Origin of the sequence: Streptomyces phaeochromogenes (assembly GCF_001418655.1) — a bacterium.
Classification (GTDB): Bacteria; Actinomycetota; Actinomycetes; order Streptomycetales; family Streptomycetaceae; genus Streptomyces; species Streptomyces phaeochromogenes.
Map to the genome: position 1 here is coordinate 1 of NZ_LIQZ01000129.1, position 22,872 is coordinate 22,872.

Sequence of the window (22,872 nt, forward strand, 5' to 3'; positions counted from 1 at the left end):
CCCCGCGCCCCTGAAGGGGCGCGGGGAACTGCGCAGTCTTTTAGGGGCGCGGGGAACTGCGCGACCAGCCACGACCGACCCGCACACACAACCCGCCCCGCCGCCGGAGGCACCCGCACGGCATACCCTTGCCCCCATGAAAGCCCGCGCAGCGACCCCCGTCGGGACGGCGACGCGCGGCACCACCAACCCCAACCGCCTCCGCCGCATGGACCGCTGGATCGCAACGACCCACGGCGCCGAACTCCGCAGGTCGGACGCCCCCGTGGCCGTCGACCTCGGCTACGGCGCGGCCCCCTGGACCGCGGTGGAGCTCCTCCACCGCCTCCGCGCCGCCGCCCCCCGCACCCGCGTGGTCGGCGTGGAGATCGATCCGGCCCGGGTCACGGCCGCGAAGCCGTACGAACGGGAGGGGCTGGAATTCCGGCACGGCGGCTTCGAGATCCCCCTGCCGGAGCCGGAGCGGCCGTCGCTGATCCGCGCGGCGAACGTGCTGCGGCAGTACGAGGAGGCGGAGGTCGCCGAGGTCTGGGCCCGGCTGTGCGCCCGCCTCGCCCCGGCGGGCGCCGGCTCGCGCGGCGGGCTCCTCGTCGAGGGCACGTGCGACGAGATCGGCCGTCGGCACGTGTGGGTCGCGCTCGGTCCCGAGGGCCCGCGGACCGTCACGTTCGCCACCCGCCTCGGCTCCCTGGACCGCCCGTCCGACCTGGCCGAACGCCTCCCCAAGGCGCTCATCCACCGCAACGTCCCGGGCGAACCGGTGCACGCCTTCCTCCGCGATTTCGACCGGGCCTGGGCCGCCGCGGCGCCGTACGCCTCTTACGGCGCCCGTCAGCGCTGGATCCGGGCCGTACGTGATCTGACGGCGGACTGGCCGGTCACGGACGGGGCGGCGCGCTGGCGGCAGGGCGAAGTGACCGTGCGCTGGGAGGCGTTGGCGCCTCGCGCCCAGGCCGGCCGAGCCGAGGGACATGAACGGCGGACCTGAACGGCGGACATGAGCCGACGGGGCCGTAACGCGGCGGGAACGATCTCGGTGAGTCGTTCGTCACATTGGCGGGGAACGCGCGGGAGATCATCGCCGAGTGGGCAGTGAGGGGTGGGGAACGGGCGGTGCGGGGGAGGGAGTTCATGCCCGCCTCTGTCACATTGCGCGCCGACATGGCACGATCCCCGAGGCCTTCGTAAGTTACTGACGGTAAATCAACTTGGGGGTTGGTCCATGGGAGCCGGCAAGCGGAGCCTGACCACTACGGCCATGGCCCTGGCCTGCGCGGCAACCATCCTGTCCGCGCCGGGAGTGGCCTTCGCCGCCCCGACACCGACCCCCACGCCGACTCCGACTCCGCCTGGGAGTTCAACGCCCGCGAGCACCAAGGACCTTGAAGCGGTCCGCAAGAAGCTGGACACGCTCTACCACGACGCGGCGGTCGCCACGGATGCCTACAACCTCGCGGAGGAGCGGGCCGAGGAGCAGTCGACGCAGATCGTCGGGCTGGCCCGCTCGATCGTCGAGGGGCAGGCCCGGCTGGACCACCTGAAGGACCGCGCGGGCGCCGCGGCCCGCGCCCAGTACCGCAGCGGCGGACTGCCGGACGAGGCCCGGCTGATGCTCAGCGACGATCCGGAGCAGTTCCTGGACGGCGCGGGCCGGATCCGCGAGGGCGCCCAGGCGACCAAGGGCCTGCTCGCCGAAATGAAGCGCACCCAGGAGGACTTGGAGCAGTACGCGCGCGACGCGGCGGCCCAGTGGAAGAAGCTGGAGTCCAACCGCGAGGCGAAGGAAAAGGCCAAGAAGAAGGTCAAGAAGCAGATCGCCGCCGCCGAGAAGCTCGAGTCGCAGCTGGAGAAGGAAGAGAAGAAGCGCCTGGCGAAGCTGGAGCAGCAGGCCGCGTACAAGGCGCAGTCGGCCTGGCTGGGCTCGGGCGTCCTCGACGAGATCAGCGGCAAGGCGTCGACCCAGGGCAAGAAGGCCGTGGAGTACGCGACGAAGCAGATCGGCAAGGCGTACGAATGGGGCGCCGAGGGGCCCAACACCTTCGACTGCTCGGGCCTGACCTCACAGGCGTGGGCCGCCGCCGGGCAGGGCATCCCGCGCACGTCCCAGGAGCAGTGGAAGCAGCTCGACCGCATCGCCGTCGAGGCCATGCGCCCCGGCGACCTCATCATCTACAACTCGGACGCGAGCCATGTCGCCCTCTACATAGGCGACGGCGCGATCATCCACGCCCCACGCCCGGGGCGCACGGTGACGATCGCGGGGGCGGGATCGATGCCGATACTCGGGGTCGTACGCCCGGAGCAGTGACGCCATCGGTCCGCCGGCGCGATGCCATCGGCCGGTCGCCGCGATGCCACCGATCCGTCGGCGACACGGCCGGACGTCCCGCCGGGGGCGATCACCCGTCGACCCGGACCGCGCACCCGACCCGGAACGCTCACCCGCCCACCGGGGTCGTACGTCCCGACAAGTGACAGTTGGTCGCTTTGGTGCCGTCGGTGGCGTGACCTGTCGCACGTGATGCGCGGCACGTTCCGGGCGGCCCGGCAACCCCCGGGGCGTGATGTACGTCATCCCGGACAAGGGCACATCCTGCCCAATTGCGGTACGGGATGCGGCATATGACGGTGGCTGTTTTGGACGTGCCCTGGCCTCCGCCATTCCTTTGTGGCGGCGGCTGACGCTATGGTCCCCGTCGGTGGACCGAGACCCCTCGGTCCGCCATGCCCTCGGGGGGAGGGAAGGAACCCAGACGATGCCCGTACCCGTACCGCGGCAGAGAGCGATCCCCGCCGTGGAAGGTGGTCAGGCTCGCGCCGCGTCCTCAACCGTCGGACCGGCTCAGGCCGTGCCCGCACCCGGCGCCCTGCCCGGCCAGGCGCCTCCTTCGACGAGCCGCGAAACAGGCGGCGACAACCGCGCCGACACCGGCCACGGGAGCGACGCCCACCAGGGCGGCTTCCACAGCGGCAGTGCCCCCACCGGCACGGCCCCGCTGACGCTGCTCGTGATCGAGGACGACCCGGCCGGCTCGCTGAACGTGCCCACACTCCTGGACTCGGCCGGCAAACCCATACGTATCCGTACCGCCCGCAACCTCACCGAGGCCGAGCGGCTGCTGACCGACGACGTCCAGTGCATCCTGCTCGACCTCGCGCTGACGACCGGCGGCCGGACGGCCGCCGATGTCCGGCCGGAGGACGAGCTGGCCACGCTCAAGCACGTACTGCGGCTCGCGCCGCGGCACGCCGTCCTCGCGCTCACCGCGTCCGAGGACGCCGAGCACGGCGCCGAGGCGGTGCGCGTCGGCGCCCAGGACTACCTCTTCCGCGACGAGCTGGACAGCCGGCTGCTGAGCCGCGCGATCCGGTACGCGGTGGAGCGCAAGCGTTCCGACACGGCCGAGCGCCGGCTCACCGAGTCCAAGCTGCGCGCGCAGGAGAACGCGCGTCTTGAGCGCGGCCTGCTGCCCACGCCCCTCCTCGAAGGCTCCTCGCTGCGGTTCGCCGCGCGCTACCGGCCCGGCCGCTCGCGCGCGCTGCTCGGCGGCGACTTCTACGACACGGTCCGCACCCCCGACGGCACCGTGCACGCCATGATCGGCGACGTCTGCGGTCACGGCCCCGACGAGGCCGCGCTCGGCGTGGAGCTGCGGATCGCCTGGCGCGCGCTGACACTGGCGGGCCTGTGCGGCGACGAACTGCTCTCCACGCTCCAGCAGGTCCTGGAGCACGAGCGCGACAACGACGAGATCTTCGCGACGCTCTGCACGGTGGACATCGCACCGGACGGCCGCCGCGCGGGTCTGTGCCTGGCCGGACACCCGGCCCCGCTGATCTCGCGCCCGGCCCGCTCGCGAGCCGCCCTCGTCGGCGCGGACGGCACCGGGGAGCCGGCTCCTCCGGTCGCCGAGCTGCTGCCGTACGAGAACGGCGGCCCGGCGCTGGGTCTGCTGCCGAACGCCCGCTGGCCGCGCCAGCAGGTGGAGCTGGGCGGCGAGTGGAGTCTGATGCTCTACACGGACGGCCTGATCGAGGGCCGGACCGGCGAGGGCCGGGAGCGGCTCGGCCAGGACGGGATGGTGGACATGGTCCGCCGCCAGTTGGCGCAGGGGCTGCGGGGCGAGGAGCTGCTGCGGGCCGCCGTGAACGAGGTGCGCGACCTCAATGGCGGGGAGCTGACGGACGACGTGGCTGTGCTGTTGCTGGACCGGGTGCCTTAGCGGCGCGCTGGCGCTCCGCCGAGGGGGGCGCCGTTGAGTGTCTGCGGGTCATCCGTGGCTGGTCGCGCAGTTCCCCGCGCCCCTGAAAACGCAGCTTGCCGCGCCCCGAGGGAAAAAAAGTGGGGGCGCGGCAAGAAGGAAAAAAAGAGGGCTCAGCGTCCGCCGTTGTACGGGCCGTACGGGCCGTCGCTGCTGCTTCCGCCTCGACGGCCGCCCCCGCCGCCGGAGACCTGCTTGAGCGCGGGCCGGACGTCGACGAAGAAGACGATCGTGGCGATGAGGCCGGCGATCTGCAGGAAGACCATCGGGACCAGCAGATTCACGGCCACCGTGACGCCCAGCATGATCAGCCAGAACATCTTGCTCTGCTTGTTCGCGGCGCGGTACGCGTCGTCGCGTGCCAGGCCCGCCATCACCAGCGCCACCACCGCGAGCACCAGCATGCCGAGGAAGATCAGCGACATGAAGCCGCCGAACGCGGTCAACAGCACTTGGCCCACCTACCCGATTCGAGTCCTCGTCCCTACGCGGTCACCGTACCCGCAGAACGGGTCGGGGACTCCGATAGTGCCCGGAGTCCCCGACCCGTTCTCGTAAACCCTGCCGCCGTCGACCCGGCGGCGGTGCCGCGCCTACTTGGCGGGCGGCGTGGTCTTCTTCGCGGTGGTCTTGCGGGCGGCCGGGGCCTTCTTGGCCGCGGTCTTCTTCGCCGGGGCGGGCTCGGCCTTGGCCTCGGCGGGCTTCTCGGCCTTGACCTCGACCGGCTCCGGCTTCGGCTCGACGGCCACGGCCAGTTCCTCGATCTCCTCGGCGGCCTCGCCGCGCCAGGTCTTCACGGTCTGCTCGCCGCGCTCGGCGACCTTCTCGTACGTCTCGCGCGCCTTCACGGCGTACTCGGCGGCCACGCCGACACTGCGGAGGGCGAAGTCCTGAGCCGTCTCACCGATCTTCTTCAGGTCGGTGTCCAGGGTGCCGATGAACTCGTTCACCTTGGTCTGAATGGTCTCCTGCGCCTCCTTGGCGCGGGCGGTGGCCTTCTCCTGGACCTCGTTCGGGTCGATGCCGCGCACGGCGTCGATGCGGGCCGGGGCCTCGGCACGCAGCTGCTCGACGATGCCGGGCACCTTCTTGGCCTGCTGAATGGCCAGGTCGGCGGTGCCGGCGGCGAAGTAGAGCGGGGTCGGGTCGCTGAAGGTCTTGCGCAGGTCGTCGGTGATGGCCATGGCGATGGTCCTCCCGGAATCGCTAGTGCTTGAAGCATGAGGGTTTTTTGGTGCGGTACTCCGCCGCCGGCCGGGCCGTTCCATGCCGTGCCCGGCCATGCCGTACTGGCCACGCCGTGCTCGTCATGACATGCCCGGTCAGCTCGCGGAGGACTGCTGGTCGTGAGGGTCGTTCTTGTCGTACGGGTCCTGCGGGTCGTGCGGGTTCTTCGGTGCGGCATCGCTGCCGTCGGCCGTGCGGGCCCTGTCAACGACGGTGTCCGGGCCATCCGTCACGTCCGTTACGCCGGTCGTGCCGGTCGCATCCGGTGCGTCTGCCGCACCGGGGACGCCCAGAGCCTCCTCGACCGCCTTGATCCCGACCTCGATCTCGAACCCGTTCTCCTTGCGGAAGGACTCGTAGATCTGGAGCAGCACCTGCTTCTGCCGCTCGTTGAGCGTCGGGTCGGCGAGGATGACGGCACGCGTCTCCACCTCGTCCCGGTCCCGCTCGGCGTCGAGGATCCCGGCACGGACGTACAGCGTCTCGGCGGAGATCCGCAGGGCCTTGGCGACCTGCTGCAACACCTCCGCGCTCGGCTTGCGCAGCCCGCGCTCGATCTGGCTCAGATACGGATTGGACACCCCGGCGGCTTCGGCGAGCTGCCGCAGGGACAGCTGCGCGTTGCGCCGCTGTTCACGCAGATACTCACCGAGATTGCCGACGTTGAGCGATGCCATGCCCCTACCCTGCACCACCCCCGCTAACTATTGCAAGCACCCGCTTGCAAAAGTGCGCTATGCCACTCGCGGCTCTCCTGAAGGCCCTGGACCGCTCGTGGACGCGCTCATGGACGGTCGACGTACGCGTCAGCCGGCCCGGAGACCGACCGCCAGCGTCAGTTCGAGGACCCGGTGTGGCGATGCGAGATCCGGGAACAGCTCCCGCAGCTGCGACATCCGGTACCGGACCGTCTGGGGATGGACGAACAACGCCGCCGCCACCTCGTCCCGCCTGCCCTGGTGCAGCAGCCATGCCCGCAACGTCTCCTCCAGCCGCCGCGCGGTCGCGGCAGGCAAGGTCCGCAACGGTGCGAGGGCTCGGGCACGCAGGTCCGCGAACGCGTCCGCGTCGGCGCTCAGCACCAGCTCGGGCAGGTGGTCCTCGGTGTCGCGGATGTCGGAGGAGAGGGAGCGGGCGCGTACGGCTCGTGCGTACGAGGCGGACGCGCGAGTCCATGGCCGGGCCGGGCCGGCCACGGCGGTGCGGTCGGTCAGCTGCCGCAGGAGATGTGACCGGTCGGCGTCGGGGACGAGCAGCACACCGGTGGAATCCGGCAGATCGTCGAGGACGAGGGTGCTCGGGTCGAGCGCGCGGTAGGCGGGCCGGGCCTGGGCGGCGGGCAGCAGGACCGCGGTCAGCGAAACCGGAGGCTGCCAACCGGCCCGTTGAACAGAGGCCAGCAGCACGTCCGGGCTCGCGCCGGCGAGGAGGTCGCGGGCCAGGTGTTCCAGGTGGCGCTCCTGCGCCCGGCCCCGGGCGGCCAGCTCGTCGGCGTGGCCCGCGGCGCTCGCGGCGGAGAGCTCGTCGATGTAGGCGAAGGTCAGCTCGGCGAACTTGGCGACCTCGGCGGCGGGCAGACCCGCGGGTACGGCACCGGCTGCCAGGCATCGCCAGGCCACGCGGGCGCCGACGCGGTAGGCGCTGAGCAGGGCGTCCATCGAACGGCCGTCGCGCACCTCGCCGCGGCCCAGCTCATAGGCCGCGTCACCGCCGTCGCCGCCCGTGGCGATCCCGCTCGCGAGGTCCAGGTAGTGCCCCAGGGCGGTGCGGACGGCTCGCCGGATGGTGGCGCCCATGCGGCCCGAAAGGGCGTTGGCGTAGGGAGGGACCTCGTCGATGATCGCCTGGACGACCTCGTCGGCGGTGCTCTTCAGCGCGGCCCGAAGCGCGGTGACTGTCGTCTCATCCAGGGCCAGTTCGCTGGCCCTCCTGATTGCATGGCTCACTTTTTGTTCCCTGCGAACAATTCAGCCGACCAGATTCACGTCCTACGGTCAGGACTTTACCCCTTGAGGCGCAGCAAGCTGGAGTCATGACGAGTACAGCCCTACGCAGCAGGGCGTGGAAACTGCTGGAGATGGTCACGACGCCGCTGCTGCCGTCGGACTACCTCGACCTGGTCAGCCCGCTGCGTGCGGGCGCCGACCTGCGTGGGCGCATCGAGGCCGTGCACCCCGAGACGGGTGACGCCGCGACCATCGTGATCAGGCCGGGACGGGGCTGGCGCGGCCACACGGCCGGTCAGTACGTGCGGATCGGCCTCGACGTCGACGGGGTGCGCCTGTGGCGTGCCTACTCCATCACCTCGCCGACAGACCGCCAGGACGGCCGCGTCACGATCACCGTGAAGGCGATCGAGGACGGCAAGGTCAGCAACCACCTGGTCCGCAGGACGAAACCGGGCACGCTGATCCAGCTCGACCAGGCGACCGGTGACTTCGTGCTGCCGCAGGCCAAGCCCGCCAAGGTGCTCTACCTGACGGCCGGCAGCGGCATCACGCCCGTGATGGGCATGCTGCGCGACACCGAGTTCGACGACGTCGTCATGGTCCACTGCGCGCCACAGCCGCACGACGTGATCTTCCGCGACGAACTGCACGACCTGGTCGCGGACAAGAAGCTGCGGCTCACCGAGGTGCACACCGACACGGACGGCCAGCTCGACATCGCCCGTCTCGACGAACTCGTGCCCGACTGGGCCGAGCGCGAGACCTGGGCCTGCGGGCCCGCGGGCCTGCTCGACGCCGCCGAAGAGCACTGGACCGAGCACGGCGTACAAGAGCGCCTGCACACCGAACGCTTCCGCCCGAGCATCGTCGTCGCCGGCGACGGCGGCGAGGTCACGTTCAGCACCACCGGCAAGACCGTCGACGCGGGCGGCGCCACGCCGTTGCTGGACGTCGGCGAGGAGGCCGGCGTGCTCATGCCCTCCGGGTGCCGCATGGGCATCTGCTTCGGCTGCGTCACACCGCTCAAGGCGGGCGCCGTCCGCGACCTGCGCACCGGCGAGATCACCGAGGCCGAGCCGGGCGTCCTCATCCAGACCTGCGTGTCCGCCGCGGCGGGCCCCTGCGACATCGAACGGTAGGAGCACCTTGACCGCCATCGACCCCACCGCCCACCTGACCGCGGAGCAGATCGAGGAGCTCGGCCGCGAGCTGGACGCGATCCGCGACGAGGTGATCGCCGACCGCGGCGAGAAGGACGCCGCCTACATCCGCAAGGTCATCTCGGCGCAGCGCAAGCTCGAGCTGGTCAGCCGGGGCGTACTGCTGTTCTCGATCTTCCCGCCCGCGTGGCTGATCGGCACCGCCGGGCTGTCCGTGGCGAAGATCATGGACAACATGGAGATCGGTCACAACATCCTGCACGGCCAGTGGGACTGGATGCGGGACCCGAAGATCCACTCCACCACCTGGGAGTGGGATCACGTCTCGCCGTCCGAGCAGTGGAAGCACTCGCACAACGAGCTGCACCACACGTACACCAACGTGATCGGCAAGGACAACGACCTCGGCTACGGCATCATGCGCGTCGACGAGGACCAGAGGTGGCACCCGTTCCACCTCGGCCAGCCGCTGTGGAACTTCCTCAACGCCTGCTTCTTCGAGTACGGCATCGCGGCGTACGACCTGGAGCTCGGCAAGAACCTCAACAAGCGCCGCCGCAAGAACCCGGAGTTCCGCGCGCGGGCCAGGGCCGTGGGCCGCAAGATCCGCAAGCAGGTGCTCAAGGACTACGTGATCCACCCGCTGCTTTCGGGCCCGTCGTTCCTCCCCACGCTCGCCGCCACGTTCACCGCGAACCTGGTCCGGAACGTCTGGACCCACTCGGTGATCATGTGCGGGCACTTCCCCGAGGGCGTGCAGGTCTTCGAGCGCCGGTCGATCAAGGGCGAGACGCGCGGCCAGTGGTACCTGCGCCAGATGATGGGCTCGGCGAACATCAGCGGCAGCAAGGCCATGCACTTCATGACCGGCAACCTGTCCCACCAGATCGAGCACCACCTGTTCCCTGACCTGCCGAGCAACCGGTACGCCGAGGTCGCGGTGAAGGTACGCGCACTGTTCGACAAGTACGAGCTGGAGTACGTCACCGGCCCGCTGCCCAAGCAGGTGTTCTCCGCCTGGCACAAGGTCTTCCGCCTCTCACTGCCGAACAAGAAGCCCAAGGTCACAACGCCGGACCGCGAGCAGGAGCTCGTCGCCGCCTGATTCCGGGCATCGGTTCAGATCTTCCGGCCGAACCGGCGCCACCGCCGGGTTCGGTGAGATCCGTTGCGGACGGGGGGCGACCGCGACGTCAGGCCGTACGACACGGGATCCGGGCAGCCCGGTGTCCGGCCCCCTGGTGCAGGTGCTCTCGGGACGCCCTTCACGGGTCGCCGGGAAGCGGCGTTGTCGGTGGGCTCTGCCAGGGTGTGCGTCGTGGATGAACTGGTGGAGCGTGTCGACGATCAAGATCGTGGGCTGGGGATGACGGTCAGCCGTCGGCAGGCCGTCCGGGAGGGTTGGCTGCACCGGGTCGCCGTGACGGTGTGTCGTGATGAGCGCGGGCGGATCCTCGTTCACCGGCGGTCGGAGCAGTTGTCGCGCTTCCCCGGGCTCTACGAGGTCGTGGTCGGTGGCGCCGTGGATGTCGGTGAGTCCTATGAACAGGCCGCTGCGCGGGAGCTGGCCGAAGAGCTGGGCATCCGTGTGCTGCCGCGCTTGCTGTTCACGTTCATCAACCGCAGCGGTCTGAGCCCGCACTGGCTCGGCGTGCACGAAGCCGTGGTGCCTGACACCGTGGCCGCCGATCCTGATGAGGTCGCCTGGCATGGCCGGCTGACCGAGCCGGAGCTGCGGTCGGCTCTGCTGGAGTGGCGCTTCACCCCCGACAGCCACGAAGCCTTCAGCCGGTATCTCGCGTTCCGGACCGCGCCGTCCTGACCTTGCCCACTTCTCGGGCAGGGGTGCCTGCTCGCGGCCGACTTGCCTGCAAGTGCTCAGTACTTCGAGAAAGGCCAGGTCGGGACAGGAGGTCAACGACAACTGTCGTGCTCAGGCTCACTTCCTTTGACTCTCACCTTGGGTCAGCCCACAGCATCGGTGGGGCCGGGTGACGTGCTCGGCGTGAGGAGGAGCGATCGGCATGCGCTTCGAGTTGTACCGGTTCCGCTCTCAGCAGCTCATCCGTGAAGCCGACGAATACCGACTCGCCCAGCAGGTCAGGAAGACCCGGTCGGCTCCCCGAGCCGTGGCAAGCCCCACGTCGCGACCGATGCCACGGCGCCTGCTTGCCTGGCTCCGCGGGTGAACGTCGTGGTGCCTCGATCTGCCGCAGGTGGCCGGGACAGGGCACCGAAGAAAGTGCCGGTCGGCACTTCCCTTGGGAGTGTCGGCCGGCACGGTCATCCGGGGGGGCGGGGTGTCGGCCCCGTCTCCGGTCAGCGGGCGGCGAGGAGTTCGAGCGTGTCGATCACTCGGTTCGAGAAGCCCCACTCGTTGTCGTACCAGGCGACCACCTTGACGTGGCGGCCTTCGACGCGGGTGAGGGCCGAGTCGAAGATCGACGAGGCGGGGTTGCCCACGATGTCGGACGACACCAGCGGGTCCTCCGAGTACTCCAGCACACCGGCGAGCGGGCCCTCCGCCGCGGTGCGGTACGCCGCCAGCACGTCGTCGCGCGTCACGTCGCGGGCAACGGTCGTGTTGAGTTCGACGATCGAGCCCACCGGCACCGGGACGCGGATCGAGTCGCCCGACAGCTTGCCCTCGAGGTTCGGCAGCACCGCACCGATCGCCTTGGCGGCGCCGGTCGTGGTCGGCACGATGTTGACGCCGGCGGCCCGGGCGCGGCGGGCGTCGCGGTGCGGGCCGTCCTGCAGGTTCTGCTCCTGCGTGTAGGCGTGCACCGTCGTCATGAACCCGTGCTCGATACCGGCGAGGTCGTCGAGCACCTTGGCCAGCGGCGCGAGCGCGTTGGTGGTGCAGGAGGCGTTCGAGACGATCGTGTGCAGGGCCGGGTCGTACGTGTCGGTGTTGACCCCGAACGCGAGCGTGACGTCGGCGCCGTCCGACGGCGCGCTGACGAGTACCTTCTTCGCGCCCGCGTCGAGGTGTGCCCCGGCGGCCTTGGCCGAGGTGAAGCGGCCGGTGGCTTCCAGGACGATGTCGACACCGAGTTCGGCCCACGGCAGCTGCGCCGGCTCGCGTTCGGCCAGCACCTTGATCCGACGGCCGTCGACGACGAGGACGTCCCCGTCGACGGTCACCGGGCGTCCGAGCCGGCCGGCCGTGCTGTCGTAGGCGAGCAGCCTGGCGAGAGTCGCGGGCTCCGTCAGGTCGTTGACGGCGACGACCTCAAGGGCGCTGTCGCGCTCCAGCAGTGCGCGCAGCACATTGCGTCCGATGCGGCCGAATCCGTTGATGGCGATGCGAGTCATGAGTGGTGTCCCTTCCCTTCTCAAACCCTTCGGGACCAGGCTCGCCCGCGGCCGACGCCGCTGACAGTGGCGGGATCGCCATGGTTCAAAAGGATCCCGCCACGCCGTACCTGGGCCGGCCGGTCACTCGCCCCGCGTGAAGGTGCGCCGGTACTCGCTCGGTGTCGTGCCGAGGATCCGCTGGAAGTGCAGGCGCAGGTTCGCGCCGGTGCCGAGCCCGATGTCGGCGGCGATCTGTTCCACGCTGCGCTGCGAGCGTTCGAGCAGTTCGCGGGCCAGGTCGATGCGGGCGCGCATCACCCACTGCATCGGCGTGTAGCCGGTCTCCTCGACGAAGCGCCGGGAGAACGTACGCGGCGAGACCCCCGCCTGCCGCGCCAGTACGTCGAGGGTGAGGGGCTCGCCGAGCCGGTGCAGCGCCCACTCGCGGGTGGCGGCGAACCGCTCGCCGAGCGGTTCGGGGACGCTGCGCGGCACGTACTGGGCCTGGCCGCCGCTGCGGTAGGGGGCCGCGACCAGCCGCCGGGCCGCGTGGTTGGACGCGGCCACTCCGAGGTCGCCGCGCAGGATGTGCAGGCACAGGTCGATGCCGGAGGCGGCGCCGGCCGAGGTGAGCACGCTGCCCTCGTCGACGAACAGCACGTTCTCGTCGACCCGGACGAGCGGGTGCCTGGCCATGAGTGCGCGCGTGTAGTGCCAGTGCGTCGTGGCGCGCCTGCCGTCGAGCAGGCCCGTGGCGGCGAGCGCGAAGGCGCCCGTCGAGATGGCGGCGAGCCGCGCGCCCCGGTCGTGGGCGGCGATCAGTGCCTCGACGACGGCCTGCGGCGGGTCGTCGCGGTCCGGGAACCGGTAGCCGGGGACGAAGACGATGTCGGCCCACGCGAGCGCGTCGAGGCCGTGGGCGACGGAGTACGCGAGGCCGTCGCCGCCGGTCACCAGACCGGGTGTCGCCCCGCACACCCGCACTTCGTACGGCATGCTCGCGCGGGTCGTGAAGACCTGCGCGGGAATTCCGACATCGAGCGGCTTCGCACCCTCAAGTACAAGGACGGCGACGCGATGCAGGCGGGGTGCGGGCACGGGAAGAGGTTACGCGGGGAGGTGGGGCGTGCCTTCGATACGCCCCACCGGGCGGAACGCCCCACCGAGCGAACGCCCCACCGCGCGTACGGGGCGGGTGCTCGCCGTGACCGGAGCGGACTCAGGCCGAGTCAGGAACCCGGCCGGAGCGGATTCAGGCCGGGTCAGGAACCGGCGGGGCGGTGAAGTCCACATCGGCCGCGAGCAGGACACGGATGCTGCGCCCCGGGAAACCGATGTGCCGGTAGATGGCGTTGTGGTGCAGGACGGCACGGTCGGACGCGACGAACCCGTCCACGTCCGGGCGGGCGGAGGTGGTGTGCCCGTCGGCGACGAGCACGAGGTCGTACCCGCGGCTGAGTGCCTGCCGCGCGGTCGAGTCCACGCAGAACTCGGTCGCGAACCCGGTCACGACCACCTCGGTGACGCCGAGTGCCGTGAGGAACGGGCCGAGGTCGCTGTCGAGAAAGGCGTCGGCGCTGCCCTTCCGGACGGTCTTCTCGCCCTCGCCGGGGGCCAGTTCGGGCACGGTCCGCCACGCTTCCGTGCCGGGCTCAAGACCGGGGCCGTCGTGCTGGACCGTGATGACGGGCACGCCGGCGGCACGGGCACGTTCCTGGAGCAGGGCGATCGTGGTGACGGTCTCCTTCGGCCGGTGGGAGATGGCCACGGCGGCGTTCTGCATGTCGAGGACGAGGAGCGCGGATGCATGGGGCATGAGGGCACCGTATTGGCGTGCGGACGGCTGGGGCGACGGTTTTCACCGGAGGGCCGCCACCTGCTTTCACCGGTACCGGAATTCGCCGGTACCGGAATTCGCCGTGCCGTTCCCGTGGTCCGCCGCGCAGCGCTAGCGTCGGATCCCATGATCGTATGGCTCAACGGCACCCATGGCGCGGGCAAGACGACGACCAGTGCACTCGTGCAGCAACTCATCCCGGAATCACGGGTGTTCGACGCCGAGAAGGTCGGCGAGACGCTCATGGACATCACGCCGGCGCTGCCCGGGCCCGGGACGGACAACTTCCAGCACTGGCCGCCGTGGCGGCCTCTCGTGGTCGAGACCGCCCGCCGCGTACTCGACTACGCCGGCGGCACTCTGGTGGTTCCGATGACCGTCCTGGTCGAGGAGTACTGGCGCGAGATCAGCACGGGCCTCGCCCAACACGCTATTCCGGTACGGCACTTCGTCCTCCACGCCGACCAGGCCACCCTCCGCGGGCGCATCGCGGGCGACACCGTTCTCGGCCCCGACTCCCCGTTCCGTCTCCGGTACGTCGAGCCCTACGCCGAGGCCGCCCGCACCTGGCTGCACGACGAGGCCGAGGTCGTCGACACCACGCACCTCACACCCGCCGAGGCCGCCCTGCAGATCGCGGAGGCCGTCAAGAGCGACGACGGCTAGCTCTCTCCCGTCCCTTTCCCGCCCCTTTCTCCCGTCCCTTTCCCGCTCCTTTCCCTCCCTCCCGCCACAAACCCGCAGGTCGTCGGGTGTACGAGCCCTGGCTTCGACGCGGGCCCGACGACCCCGCTGGCGATTTCAGGACAACGATCCCGGCAGCGGTCGCCGCGCTCCCGGCGGGGAGGCCCGAGCAACTGTGCGGAAGTCCGGCCGCCTCTCCCTGGCGGAAAAGCACGGGGCACATCCTCACCCTGGGGAACCATGAGGCATGCGCCCAGATGACTGGCACCTCACCCAAGACGTCGACGAATTCCTCGCCCGCGCCGGAGACTTCCTGCGCTCGCGGCCCGGCCCTCACGTCATGCAGCTGACGTGGGCGGAGAGGGTGCGCAAGCGCGGGGCGGACGCGTTCGGTGCCGAAGCCCCCGTCTTCGGCGTACTGGAGCAAGCGGGCGAGGTCACCGGCACCTTCTACCGCCTCCCTCCCGGCTCTCTGGGCCCCTCCCCACTCACGCCCGAGCAGGCCGACTCCCTCGCCGCCCGTCTGGCCGCCCTCGGGCACTCCCCTTCCCGCGTCAGCGCGGACCGGAGCACCGCCACCGCTTTCGCCGAGGCCTGGCAGCGGCACACCGGCGCGACCCCGAAACTCCACGCCACGCAGGTCCGTCTGTACGGCCTCGGCACCCTCACCCCACCGGAGCCGCTACCGGCCGGCCGGAGTCGCGTCCTGGGCGAGCAGGACCTCGCGGAGGCCATCTTCTGGTGCGGCGAGTTCTCCAAGGCCGTCGGCGAGGACGTCACCATCAACGCCGACACCTGGGCCGGGACCCGCTACGCCGACAAGCGCTACACGCTCTGGGAGACCCCCGACGGCACCCCCGTATCCATCGCGGGCATGAACCCGCTGATCGGCGGCCAGATCCAGGTGGACATCGTCTACACCCCGGTCCACCTGCGCGGTCACGGCTACGCGGCTGCCGTGTCGGCGGAGGTGAGCCGGGCCGCGCTGGCCGCGGGCGCCAAGGACGTCGTGCTGTTCGCGGACGTGGCCAACCCCACCAGCAACGCCCTCTACCAGCGACTCGGATATCGCGCGATCACCGACTGGATCGCGTACGACTTCTCAGGTGGCGGTCAGGTGCCGGTCAGTAACGGAGAAGCCAAACCCGCCGCCGGTCACTAGCGTGATGGGCATGGATCTCAAGCTTGCACAGTGCTTCATCGCCGTCGACGACCACGACAAGGCACTCGCCTTCTACCGCGATGTGCTCGGTCTCGAAGTGCGCAACGACGTCGGATTCGAGGGGATGCGCTGGGTGACCGTCGGCTCGCCCTCGCAGCCGGACGTGGAGATCGTCCTGGAGCCGCCGCTCGCGGACCCGAACGCCACGCCCGCCGACCGGCAGGCGGTCGCCGAGCTCATGGCCAAGGGCCTGCTGCGCGGAGTCATCTTCCGCACCGACGACTGCGACGCCCTGTTCGAGCGGATCCGCGCCGCCGGCGGCGACGTACTGCAGGAACCGATGGACCAGCCGTACGGAGTACGCGACTGCGCCTTCCGCGACCCGGCGGGAAACCTCCTGCGGTTCCTCCAGCCGCGCGGCAAGTAACGCGGTACGCGGCAGGGGCGGGCGCGGTGAGTGGCTCGGCGACCACTGGGGAAGCGGTCGCAGGGCCGCTCGGCGCGGCTGGCTGCCGGCTGTAAGTGCGTCCAGGCCGCCGCGGTCCGAGTCACCAGATGATGACCCCGCCACCGACCCCCAACGCCCGTCGAGCCGCCTTCACGATGTTGTCCAGACGGCGGCTCACGTCGTCGGCGTGCTCGGCGTGGGACTTCCGCGGCCCCGTCCCCGGCTCCGCCGCCATGTGATCGGCGATCGGCGCCAGATGCGTACGGATCAGATCGCACTCGGCGAGGAAGTCGGACACCTCGTCCGGCGCCACCGTCAGGTCCTCGGTTGCCAGCCGCGGGAAGAACCGCGCGCCCAGCGAACGGACCGGCTCCGACCCCCACACCTCCGTACGCCACCGCTCCCAGCCGGCCGCATCGGAGGAATCGGGCGGAACATCCAGCACCTCGATGCCGCCCTCCGCTCTGGGCACGTACACATCGACCGACAGACTCATGGCAGGGAGTCGACCACGGACGGGCCCCGCCGGTCCACCACACCCGGGCCACGCGCCCGCCTCTCCACGGACCGGGAACAGACCGGTGAACAGACCGGTGGGCGTCAACGGCCTCCCGAGTACGCTGCCTTGTCATTCGGACGGGCACTGGACAATGCCTGAAAACACGCATTGCCTCGCCGCACCCATTCCATTAACCTTTCCTCCGTGACTGCCGGGTCGGCCTTGGGCCAACAGCGAGTAGGGTTCCCGGCCTCCGAGTGAGGCCCGGGCGGGCCAGAGGGCCGCCCTTTCCGATTCAAGCGCGCCGAGCGCTCGTACGGAGTTTCCTGTACGAGTACGAGTGCCATGCCGCGCCGCACGCGCGAAGCCACGCCACGCCTGATCACGACCTCAGCGTGCCGTTCCGCGTGCCGTGTGCCGTGTTCCGCGTGCCACCACGTATCCGCACGTCTTCCTGCCGGTGCCGCCGCAGGCGCATGTCCTGCCGACGTTCGCCCTGCCGGTGTTCGCCCTGCCGGGAATTCGCGCGCCTTCATCTCGTCATCACCGCACCACTACCACGGGCGTCCCCCAATTCGCCCCGTGGCGATTCCCCATGCCCCGATCCAGTAATCACCGAGAAGAAAGAAGAGAATGCCCAACGATTTCAACCAGCAGGTCATCGAAGAGTTCCGCGCGAACGCGGGCCAGGTCGGCGGCTATTTCGAAGGAGCCCGGCTGATCCTGCTCACCACCACGGGAGCGCGCTCGGGCAAGCGGCACACGACCCCGCTCGCCTACTACCCCGACGGCGGCGCGAGCGTGCTGGTCGTCGCCTCGGCCGCCGGAGCCCCGACTCACCCGGCCTGGTTCCACAATCTCCTCGCGCATCCTCAAGTCACCGTGGAGACCGGGGTGTTCACGTACGAGGCGACGGCGGAGCCGCTGGCGGGCGCCGAACGGGACGAGGCCTTCGCCCGTCTGGTCGAAGCCGAACCGGGCTGGGCGGACTACCAGGCGAAGACCACGCGGGTGATCCCGGTGGTCGCCCTCCACGAGATCCCCGTCGACGGCCCGCCGAACGTGAACGCCTCCTCGATGGGCCAGGGACTCAAGATCATCCATGACGCGTTCCGCCGCGAACTCGCCCTGATACGAAAGGAGTTCACCGCAGCCGGGCCCACCCTCGGTGCCCAGCTCCGCGTCAACTGCCTGACGCTCTGCGCGGGCCTGCACAACCACCACACCGGCGAGAAACTCGGCATCTTCCCGTTCCTGGCCGGCAGCCGCCCCGAACTCGCCCCCGCCCTGGACCGCCTGCGCGAGGAACACGAGCGCATCGCCGCCCTGACGGCGGAGTTGAAGCGGATCATCGGCGACGACTCCGCGGACCCCGAGCACGCACGCCGGGAGGTCGAACGCCTCACCACCGAGCTGGAGACCCATCTGACGTACGAGGAGGAGCAGTTGATCCCCGCACTCGACGCACCACCGACCGAGCCGGCCCGCTAGTTCGGCCCGCGCGGCAACCGGAGGCGGGACTCGGGCCATAGCGGGGGGGCGGTCCCTAGTCCGTGGCGGCGGGTTCCGGCAGGGCGCCCGGGCGCGTACCGGGGACGGCCGGCCGTCGTTCGTCGCGCCTGCCCAGCGCCGCGAGGGTCAGGGTCACGGTGACCGACGCGACCGCCATCAGCGTCATCGCCGTTGCCGGGGAGGTCAGTTGGGCCAGCGTGCCCGCGAGGACGGCGCCGACGCCCTGCATGGCGGCCATGCCGGTGGCGTGCAGACCGAGGGCCTGGCCCGCGAGATCGTCGGGGGTGAGGGACATCAGGCGTTCCTGCAGGACCAGGCTCGCGGCGAAGCCGACGGAGGCGACGGTGACGGCCACGGCCGACAGCGCCACTCCGGGCCGCAGGACGAAGAACAGGTAGGGAACCGCGAGCAGCAGCCGCAGCGGAGTCGCGAGACGGGGCCGCAACGCGGGCGGAACCAGCCGCCCCACGGCCATGTCGCCCGCGAACATGCCCAGCGCCCCGAACGCGTACAGCGCCCCGGCCGCTTCGGGGGCGTAGGACACGTAGAGCGAATCGCCGCCGACGATCAGGCCGTTGGGAACCCACAGGCCCAGGTAGACGAGGCGGCGGGGGCGCGAGGACCACAGGAGGGCGTTGGTGCGCCAGGTCGCCGAGACGGACGGGCGGCCGGACGCGCGCGGCGGGCGGGCAGTGAGACCCAGGCGGGTGACCAGGGCCGACAGCACGTACAGCGCCGCCGCCAGGAGCAGGCACGTCCTCGGGGACAGGAGCACCAGCAGTGCGCCGCCCGTCGCGAACCCGGCCATCTGCACCAGGCCCCAGAGCATGTTGTAGACCGAACGCCCCAGGACATAGCCGTCCTTGGTCAGGATCTCGTTCAGCAGTCCCCCGCGCACGCCCCCGCCCAGCGACGCGACCAGCCCTTGCAGGAGTACGACGACGAAGACCCCCCAGACCGGCAGGCCGGGCAGCGCCAGCACCGCCGTACCGGCCGCGAAGGCGAGGGCGAGGGCGGTCAGGACCGCGCGCGGGGGCAGCCGGTCGGCACCCGAGAGCAGGAACGCGCCGCCCAGCAACTGCGCCAGCTGCGGGGCGAACATGCTCACCGCCGACAGGAGCGGGGAGCCGGTGGCCCGGAAGACCAGCGTGCCGAGGGCCAGACCGCCGATCGTCTGGGCCGCGGCGAAAGCGCCGAAGGAGAGCAGGAACGGGGTGAACTCCGGCGTGCGGAACAAGGAGCGATAGCTGCGCATGGGCCGAAGTCTCGGAGCAACTCGGGTGCCCTGTTGACTGTTTCGCCGACACGCGAAAGGTCCCAAGCACGGGCTTGGGACAGCCGAAAGGCGGAGGCGCGCCCCTGATCTTTTAAGGGCGCGGGGAACTGCGCACCGAGCCCCCACCGACCCGCACCCGACAACCGACCTACTCCCCCAGACCTCATACGCAGGGGCTTAAGGTCAAGCCCATGGGCTTGTGGCAGATCGGCACCGACACCCTCGCCCGCAGCCGCTTCGTGCTCTCGCCGTTCGCCGAGACCTTCGCGAGCCTGCGACTGCTGCACGCGGGGACCGGCGCCCATCCGGGCGAGGAGGCCTGGTTGCGCGAGCATCTGCCCGGCTACCGCGCCCGCCTCACGGCCGACCCGGTGGCCGCGCTGGTCGTACGGGTGGCGTTCGGCACGTCCTGGATCGCCGACTTCTTCTGCCCCACCTCGTGCGCCGGAGAGAGCTTCGAGGAGACCGTGGCCCGGGTGCGGGCGACCGGCGCCGAGGAGGCACGGGCCAACCTCCTGGTGTGCCTCCAAGGCAGCCCGCTCCCCGCCGCCCTGGAGCGGGACGACCTGCCCGAGCGGGCGACCACGCTCCTGACGTACGTCTGGGAGGAGACCGTACGTCCGTACTGGGAACGTCGGCGGCGCGTTCTGGAGGCCGACATGGTCGCGCGGACCGCACGCGTGAGCCAGGGAGGCTGGGCGGCCGTGCTGGACTCGCTGAAACCCGGGACGCGGTGGCTCGGGGAGAGCCGGTTCCAGGTCAACCCGAACGCGTATCCGCCGCGGGAGATCGCCGCCGGGGCCGAGCTGCTGTTCATGCCGGTCACACCGAAGACCAGTTGGGTGTCGTGGGAGGGACGGGAGCGGTACGCCGTCGTCTACCCGTGCCTCGGGGTGCTCGCCGAGGACCACCACCGGCGCCCCGTCCCGGCCGGCCTCGGGGCACTCGTCGGCACCGCACGGGCCGGAGTGCTTGCGCTGCTCGGCACCCCCATGAGCACGACCCAACTCGTCGCCGTGACCGGGCAGGGGCTGGGTTCGGTGGGCCGGCATCTGCGGGTGCTGCTGGACGCGGGTCTGGTGGAGCGGCGGCGGGCGGGCCAGTCGGTGCTGTACGTGCGGACGCCGGCCGGGGAGGTCCTGATGGAGGCGTCGGGGGTGTCGGGGGCCGGTGCGGGCAACCGACTGCCGGAACCGGAACTGGATCCGGGGATCCACTAGGTCCTGTCCGCCACGATCATGGTGGCCCCGGACGGCCTCGGCACCCCCGAAGGTGCCGAGGGTGCCGAAGGTGCCGAGAGTTCTCACTCGAACGGCAACGGCCGCGCATGCACCACGTCCAGCCGTGACACGGCCCGCGTGAGCACGACGTACAGCCGATGCATGCCCCGGGTCTCCCCCTCCACGATCGCCGCCGGCTCCACGGCGACGACATGGTCGTACTCCAGGCCCTTCGCGAGCCCGGCCCCCAGCACCGTGACGCGCGCGCCGAGTTGGTCGACCCCGGCCGCCTCGATGCCAGCGCGGCCGAGCGCCTCCCGCACCCGTACGACGTCCGGGTCGGCCGTGATGACGCCCACGGACCCCTCGTACGAGAGGGCGCGGCGCACGGCCTCGACGGTCTCGCCGAGTACGTCGTCCGTGGGGAGCAGCCTCAACTCGCCGTCCCTGCGCAGGGATTGGCCCGGGGGAACTCCGACGTCCAGCCTCGCGAGTACTCGATTCGCCAGCTCGACCACCGCCTGCGGCACGCGGAATCCGGTGATCAGCGGCACGACCACCGCCTCCGGTCTGCCCAGGTGGCCGAGGAGTTCGCCCCATTCCCGCGCGGCCCACGGTGTGGTCCCCTGCGCGAGGTCGCCGAGGACGGTGAGCGACCCGTAGACCGCCCGCCGGCCGATCGCCCGGCACTCCATCGGGGACAGGTCCTGTGCCTCGTCGATCACCAAGTGCCCGTAGCTTTCCGGGTGTTCGACGAGCCCGGCGACCTCGTCGAGGAGGACGAGATCGGCCGCCGACCACCGGGCGGACTTCCACGACCGGGGCGGGCGCGCCCACAGCAGCGCCTTCTGTTCGTCCGGGTCCAGCACTCCGTCCGCCGCCGCGGCCAACACGGCCGGATCGGCGAGGAGTTCGGCGACGACCTCCTCCGGCCGCGCCCTGGGCCACACGGCGTCGACGTACGCGCCGACGGGCCGTGCCCGCGAGATCTTCTGCACCCAGGCGCTGGACTGGGGCCCGGCACGCCGTTCGGCGCGCTCCCGCACGTACCGCACGATCCGCGTCCGGACCCGCTCGCGCCCTACTGCGTACGGCAGTTGCTCGGCCCGTACGTCCGCAACGATCCGCGCGAGTGCCTCACCGGGCACCCGCCACCGGTACGAACCGTCGGGCACCGCAAGGCCGTTGGCCCCCTCAGCCCTCTCAGCCCCCTCAGCCCCCTCAGCTCCTTCCGAGCCGACCCTGGCGTAGAGGGCCCGCCGCAGCACCTCCGCCATACGGGCGTCGTGCTTGACGACCGCGGCGGCCTCGTCGTCCTCGCCCGTGACCGGGTGCCGCGCGATCTCCTCCCCGACCGTGGACTGCCGTACGCCGGTCTCGCCGAGGGCGGGCAGCACCTCCGAGATGTAGGACAGGAAGGTGCGGTTCGGCCCCAGGATCAGCAGCCCGCCGCGCTGGACGCGCTGCGGGAACGTGTAGAGCAGGTAGGCGGCCCGGTGCAGCCCGACGGCCGTCTTCCCGGTGCCGGGCGCGCCCTGCACACAGACGGAGACGGTGAGGTCCGCCCGTACGAGTTCGTCCTGGTCGGGCTGGATGGTGGCGGCGATGTCGCGCATCGGGCCGACGCGGGGGCGTTCGATCTCGCTCGCGAGGATGCGGCTGCCGCCGGGCGCCGCGGGGAGGGACCCGTCTGGGCGGCGCTCGTCCGGGAGGGACCCGGCCCCGAGGTGTCCGTCCGCGAGGTGTCGGTCAGCGAGCGGCTCGACCTCCAGGTACTCCCCCTCCAGGTGCTCGTCCTCCAGACCCGTGAGGTCGGTGGAGTCGCCGCGGCTCCCCGGTGCCCAGCCGAACCGTCGCCGCACCCGCACACCCTGTGGATCGCGGGCGCTCGCCTGGTAGAAGGCGCGCGACACGGGAGCCCGCCAGTCCACGACGAGCGGCGGCGCGGAGGGGTGCTCGGTGATCCTCCGCCGCCCGACGTGGTAGCTCTGCCCGGCGTGATCACCGGCGCCACCACGCTCACCCCCGAAGTCCAACCGCCCGAAGAACAAAGGCCCTTCGGGCAGTTCCCGCATCTCCTTGGCCCGGCTGCGGAGCCCGTACCCGAGCACTTCGGCGTCGGCACCGGACGCGGAGACGTCCTCCCCGGTGAAGACATGTTCCTGAGCACCGTCGACCATCGCGGCGAGGGCGGCGCGGCAGGTGTCGTGGTGGGCGCGTTCCTGGGTGAGGGAAGTGATGAGAAGGGGGTCGGGTGACGTCATTCGAGCAAGGGTAACGGAATAACGTAACCGAGTTAATCTTTTGACTTGGTCATGGAATGGAAACGTCGCGCG

General features: G+C 71.0%; 21 protein-coding genes. 11 read left to right on the top strand and 10 right to left on the bottom strand.

Annotation, left to right across the window (positions count from 1 at the left end; genetic code table 11):
- Positions 1-136 precede the first annotated feature (136 nt).
- The 3 genes from AOK17_RS18070 to AOK17_RS18080 all read left to right on the top strand — a co-directional run bounded on the left by AOK17_RS18070 (position 137) and on the right by AOK17_RS18080 (position 4,223).
- Positions 137-988, top strand: coding sequence for a class I SAM-dependent methyltransferase (locus AOK17_RS18070; RefSeq protein ID WP_055613527.1), 852 nt, complete (start codon positions 137-139; stop codon positions 986-988).
- A gap of 234 nt (positions 989-1,222) precedes the next feature.
- Positions 1,223-2,308: a C40 family peptidase gene (locus AOK17_RS18075; RefSeq protein WP_055613528.1), complete on the top strand. Its 1,086-nt coding sequence runs from the start codon at positions 1,223-1,225 to the stop codon at positions 2,306-2,308.
- Positions 2,309-2,756: 448 nt separating this feature from the next.
- The gene (locus AOK17_RS18080) at positions 2,757-4,223 is read left to right on the top strand and encodes a PP2C family protein-serine/threonine phosphatase (protein ID WP_055613529.1); all 1,467 of its coding nucleotides are present in this window, start codon (positions 2,757-2,759) and stop codon (positions 4,221-4,223) included.
- Between the two features lie 152 nt (positions 4,224-4,375).
- On the opposite strand, the gene AOK17_RS18085 is transcribed toward AOK17_RS18080, so the two are convergent.
- The 4 genes from AOK17_RS18085 to AOK17_RS18100 form a co-directional block, all read right to left on the bottom strand.
- Positions 4,376-4,714, bottom strand: coding sequence for a DUF2516 family protein (locus AOK17_RS18085; protein ID WP_055613530.1), 339 nt, complete (start codon positions 4,712-4,714; stop codon positions 4,376-4,378).
- A 141-nt stretch (positions 4,715-4,855) separates the two neighbouring features.
- Complete coding sequence (locus AOK17_RS18090) at positions 4,856-5,446, bottom strand: hypothetical protein (RefSeq protein WP_055613531.1); 591 nt, start codon at positions 5,444-5,446, stop codon at positions 4,856-4,858.
- Positions 5,447-5,584: 138 nt separating this feature from the next.
- Positions 5,585-6,166 carry a helix-turn-helix domain-containing protein gene (locus AOK17_RS18095; protein ID WP_063997247.1) on the bottom strand — a complete coding sequence of 194 codons (582 nt, stop codon included), beginning with the start codon at positions 6,164-6,166 and terminating at the stop codon, positions 5,585-5,587.
- Positions 6,167-6,295: 129 nt separating this feature from the next.
- Positions 6,296-7,435, bottom strand: coding sequence for a PucR family transcriptional regulator (locus tag AOK17_RS18100; protein ID WP_055613532.1), 1,140 nt, complete (start codon positions 7,433-7,435; stop codon positions 6,296-6,298).
- Between the two features lie 86 nt (positions 7,436-7,521).
- Here AOK17_RS18100 and AOK17_RS18105 point away from each other — a divergent pair, with 86 nt between their 5' ends.
- The 3 genes from AOK17_RS18105 to AOK17_RS18115 all read left to right on the top strand — a co-directional run bounded on the left by AOK17_RS18105 (position 7,522) and on the right by AOK17_RS18115 (position 10,420).
- Complete coding sequence (locus tag AOK17_RS18105) at positions 7,522-8,577, top strand: ferredoxin reductase (protein ID WP_055613533.1); 1,056 nt, start codon at positions 7,522-7,524, stop codon at positions 8,575-8,577.
- Positions 8,578-8,584: 7 nt separating this feature from the next.
- Positions 8,585-9,703: a fatty acid desaturase family protein gene (locus AOK17_RS18110; protein WP_055613534.1), complete on the top strand. Its 1,119-nt coding sequence runs from the start codon at positions 8,585-8,587 to the stop codon at positions 9,701-9,703.
- Between the two features lie 261 nt (positions 9,704-9,964).
- Positions 9,965-10,420 (top strand): NUDIX domain-containing protein, encoded by a 456-nt coding sequence (locus tag AOK17_RS18115; protein ID WP_407706912.1) that lies wholly within the window; start codon positions 9,965-9,967, stop codon positions 10,418-10,420.
- Positions 10,421-10,917: 497 nt separating this feature from the next.
- Here the strand turns inward: AOK17_RS18115 and gap are convergent, their stop codons facing one another.
- From gap to AOK17_RS18130, 3 genes are all read right to left on the bottom strand, one after another.
- Positions 10,918-11,916 (bottom strand): type I glyceraldehyde-3-phosphate dehydrogenase, encoded by a 999-nt coding sequence (gene gap / locus AOK17_RS18120; RefSeq protein ID WP_055613536.1) that lies wholly within the window; start codon positions 11,914-11,916, stop codon positions 10,918-10,920.
- A 123-nt stretch (positions 11,917-12,039) separates the two neighbouring features.
- On the bottom strand, positions 12,040-12,996 hold the full coding sequence (locus tag AOK17_RS18125) for a GlxA family transcriptional regulator (RefSeq protein ID WP_055613537.1): 957 nt from the start codon (positions 12,994-12,996) through the stop codon (positions 12,040-12,042).
- A 154-nt stretch (positions 12,997-13,150) separates the two neighbouring features.
- Positions 13,151-13,714: an isochorismatase family protein gene (locus AOK17_RS18130; RefSeq protein WP_055613538.1), complete on the bottom strand. Its 564-nt coding sequence runs from the start codon at positions 13,712-13,714 to the stop codon at positions 13,151-13,153.
- Between the two features lie 147 nt (positions 13,715-13,861).
- On the opposite strand from AOK17_RS18130, the gene AOK17_RS18135 reads away from it, so the two are divergent.
- The 3 genes from AOK17_RS18135 to AOK17_RS18145 all read left to right on the top strand — a co-directional run bounded on the left by AOK17_RS18135 (position 13,862) and on the right by AOK17_RS18145 (position 16,008).
- Entirely contained in the window at positions 13,862-14,401 is a 540-nt protein-coding gene (locus AOK17_RS18135; RefSeq protein ID WP_055613539.1) for an AAA family ATPase, read from the top strand.
- Between the two features lie 265 nt (positions 14,402-14,666).
- Positions 14,667-15,581, top strand: coding sequence for a GNAT family N-acetyltransferase (locus tag AOK17_RS18140; RefSeq protein ID WP_055613540.1), 915 nt, complete (start codon positions 14,667-14,669; stop codon positions 15,579-15,581).
- 10 nt (positions 15,582-15,591) lie between these two features.
- A complete protein-coding gene (locus tag AOK17_RS18145) occupies positions 15,592-16,008 on the top strand; it encodes a VOC family protein (protein ID WP_055613553.1) in 417 nt (138 codons plus the stop codon).
- Between the two features lie 121 nt (positions 16,009-16,129).
- Here the strand turns inward: AOK17_RS18145 and AOK17_RS18150 are convergent, their stop codons facing one another.
- Positions 16,130-16,525: a hypothetical protein gene (locus AOK17_RS18150; RefSeq protein WP_055613541.1), complete on the bottom strand. Its 396-nt coding sequence runs from the start codon at positions 16,523-16,525 to the stop codon at positions 16,130-16,132.
- 636 nt (positions 16,526-17,161) lie between these two features.
- On the opposite strand from AOK17_RS18150, the gene AOK17_RS18155 reads away from it, so the two are divergent.
- Positions 17,162-18,019, top strand: coding sequence for a nitroreductase/quinone reductase family protein (locus AOK17_RS18155; protein WP_055613542.1), 858 nt, complete (start codon positions 17,162-17,164; stop codon positions 18,017-18,019).
- A gap of 55 nt (positions 18,020-18,074) precedes the next feature.
- Here AOK17_RS18155 and AOK17_RS18160 read toward each other — a convergent pair whose 3' ends face one another.
- Positions 18,075-19,295 (bottom strand): MFS transporter, encoded by a 1,221-nt coding sequence (locus AOK17_RS18160; RefSeq protein ID WP_055613543.1) that lies wholly within the window; start codon positions 19,293-19,295, stop codon positions 18,075-18,077.
- 212 nt (positions 19,296-19,507) lie between these two features.
- On the opposite strand from AOK17_RS18160, the gene AOK17_RS18165 reads away from it, so the two are divergent.
- Positions 19,508-20,536 carry an ArsR/SmtB family transcription factor gene (locus AOK17_RS18165; protein WP_055613544.1) on the top strand — a complete coding sequence of 343 codons (1,029 nt, stop codon included), beginning with the start codon at positions 19,508-19,510 and terminating at the stop codon, positions 20,534-20,536.
- 83 nt (positions 20,537-20,619) lie between these two features.
- Here the strand turns inward: AOK17_RS18165 and AOK17_RS18170 are convergent, their stop codons facing one another.
- Positions 20,620-22,800 carry a HelD family protein gene (locus AOK17_RS18170; RefSeq protein WP_055613545.1) on the bottom strand — a complete coding sequence of 727 codons (2,181 nt, stop codon included), beginning with the start codon at positions 22,798-22,800 and terminating at the stop codon, positions 20,620-20,622.
- Positions 22,801-22,872 lie beyond the last annotated feature (72 nt).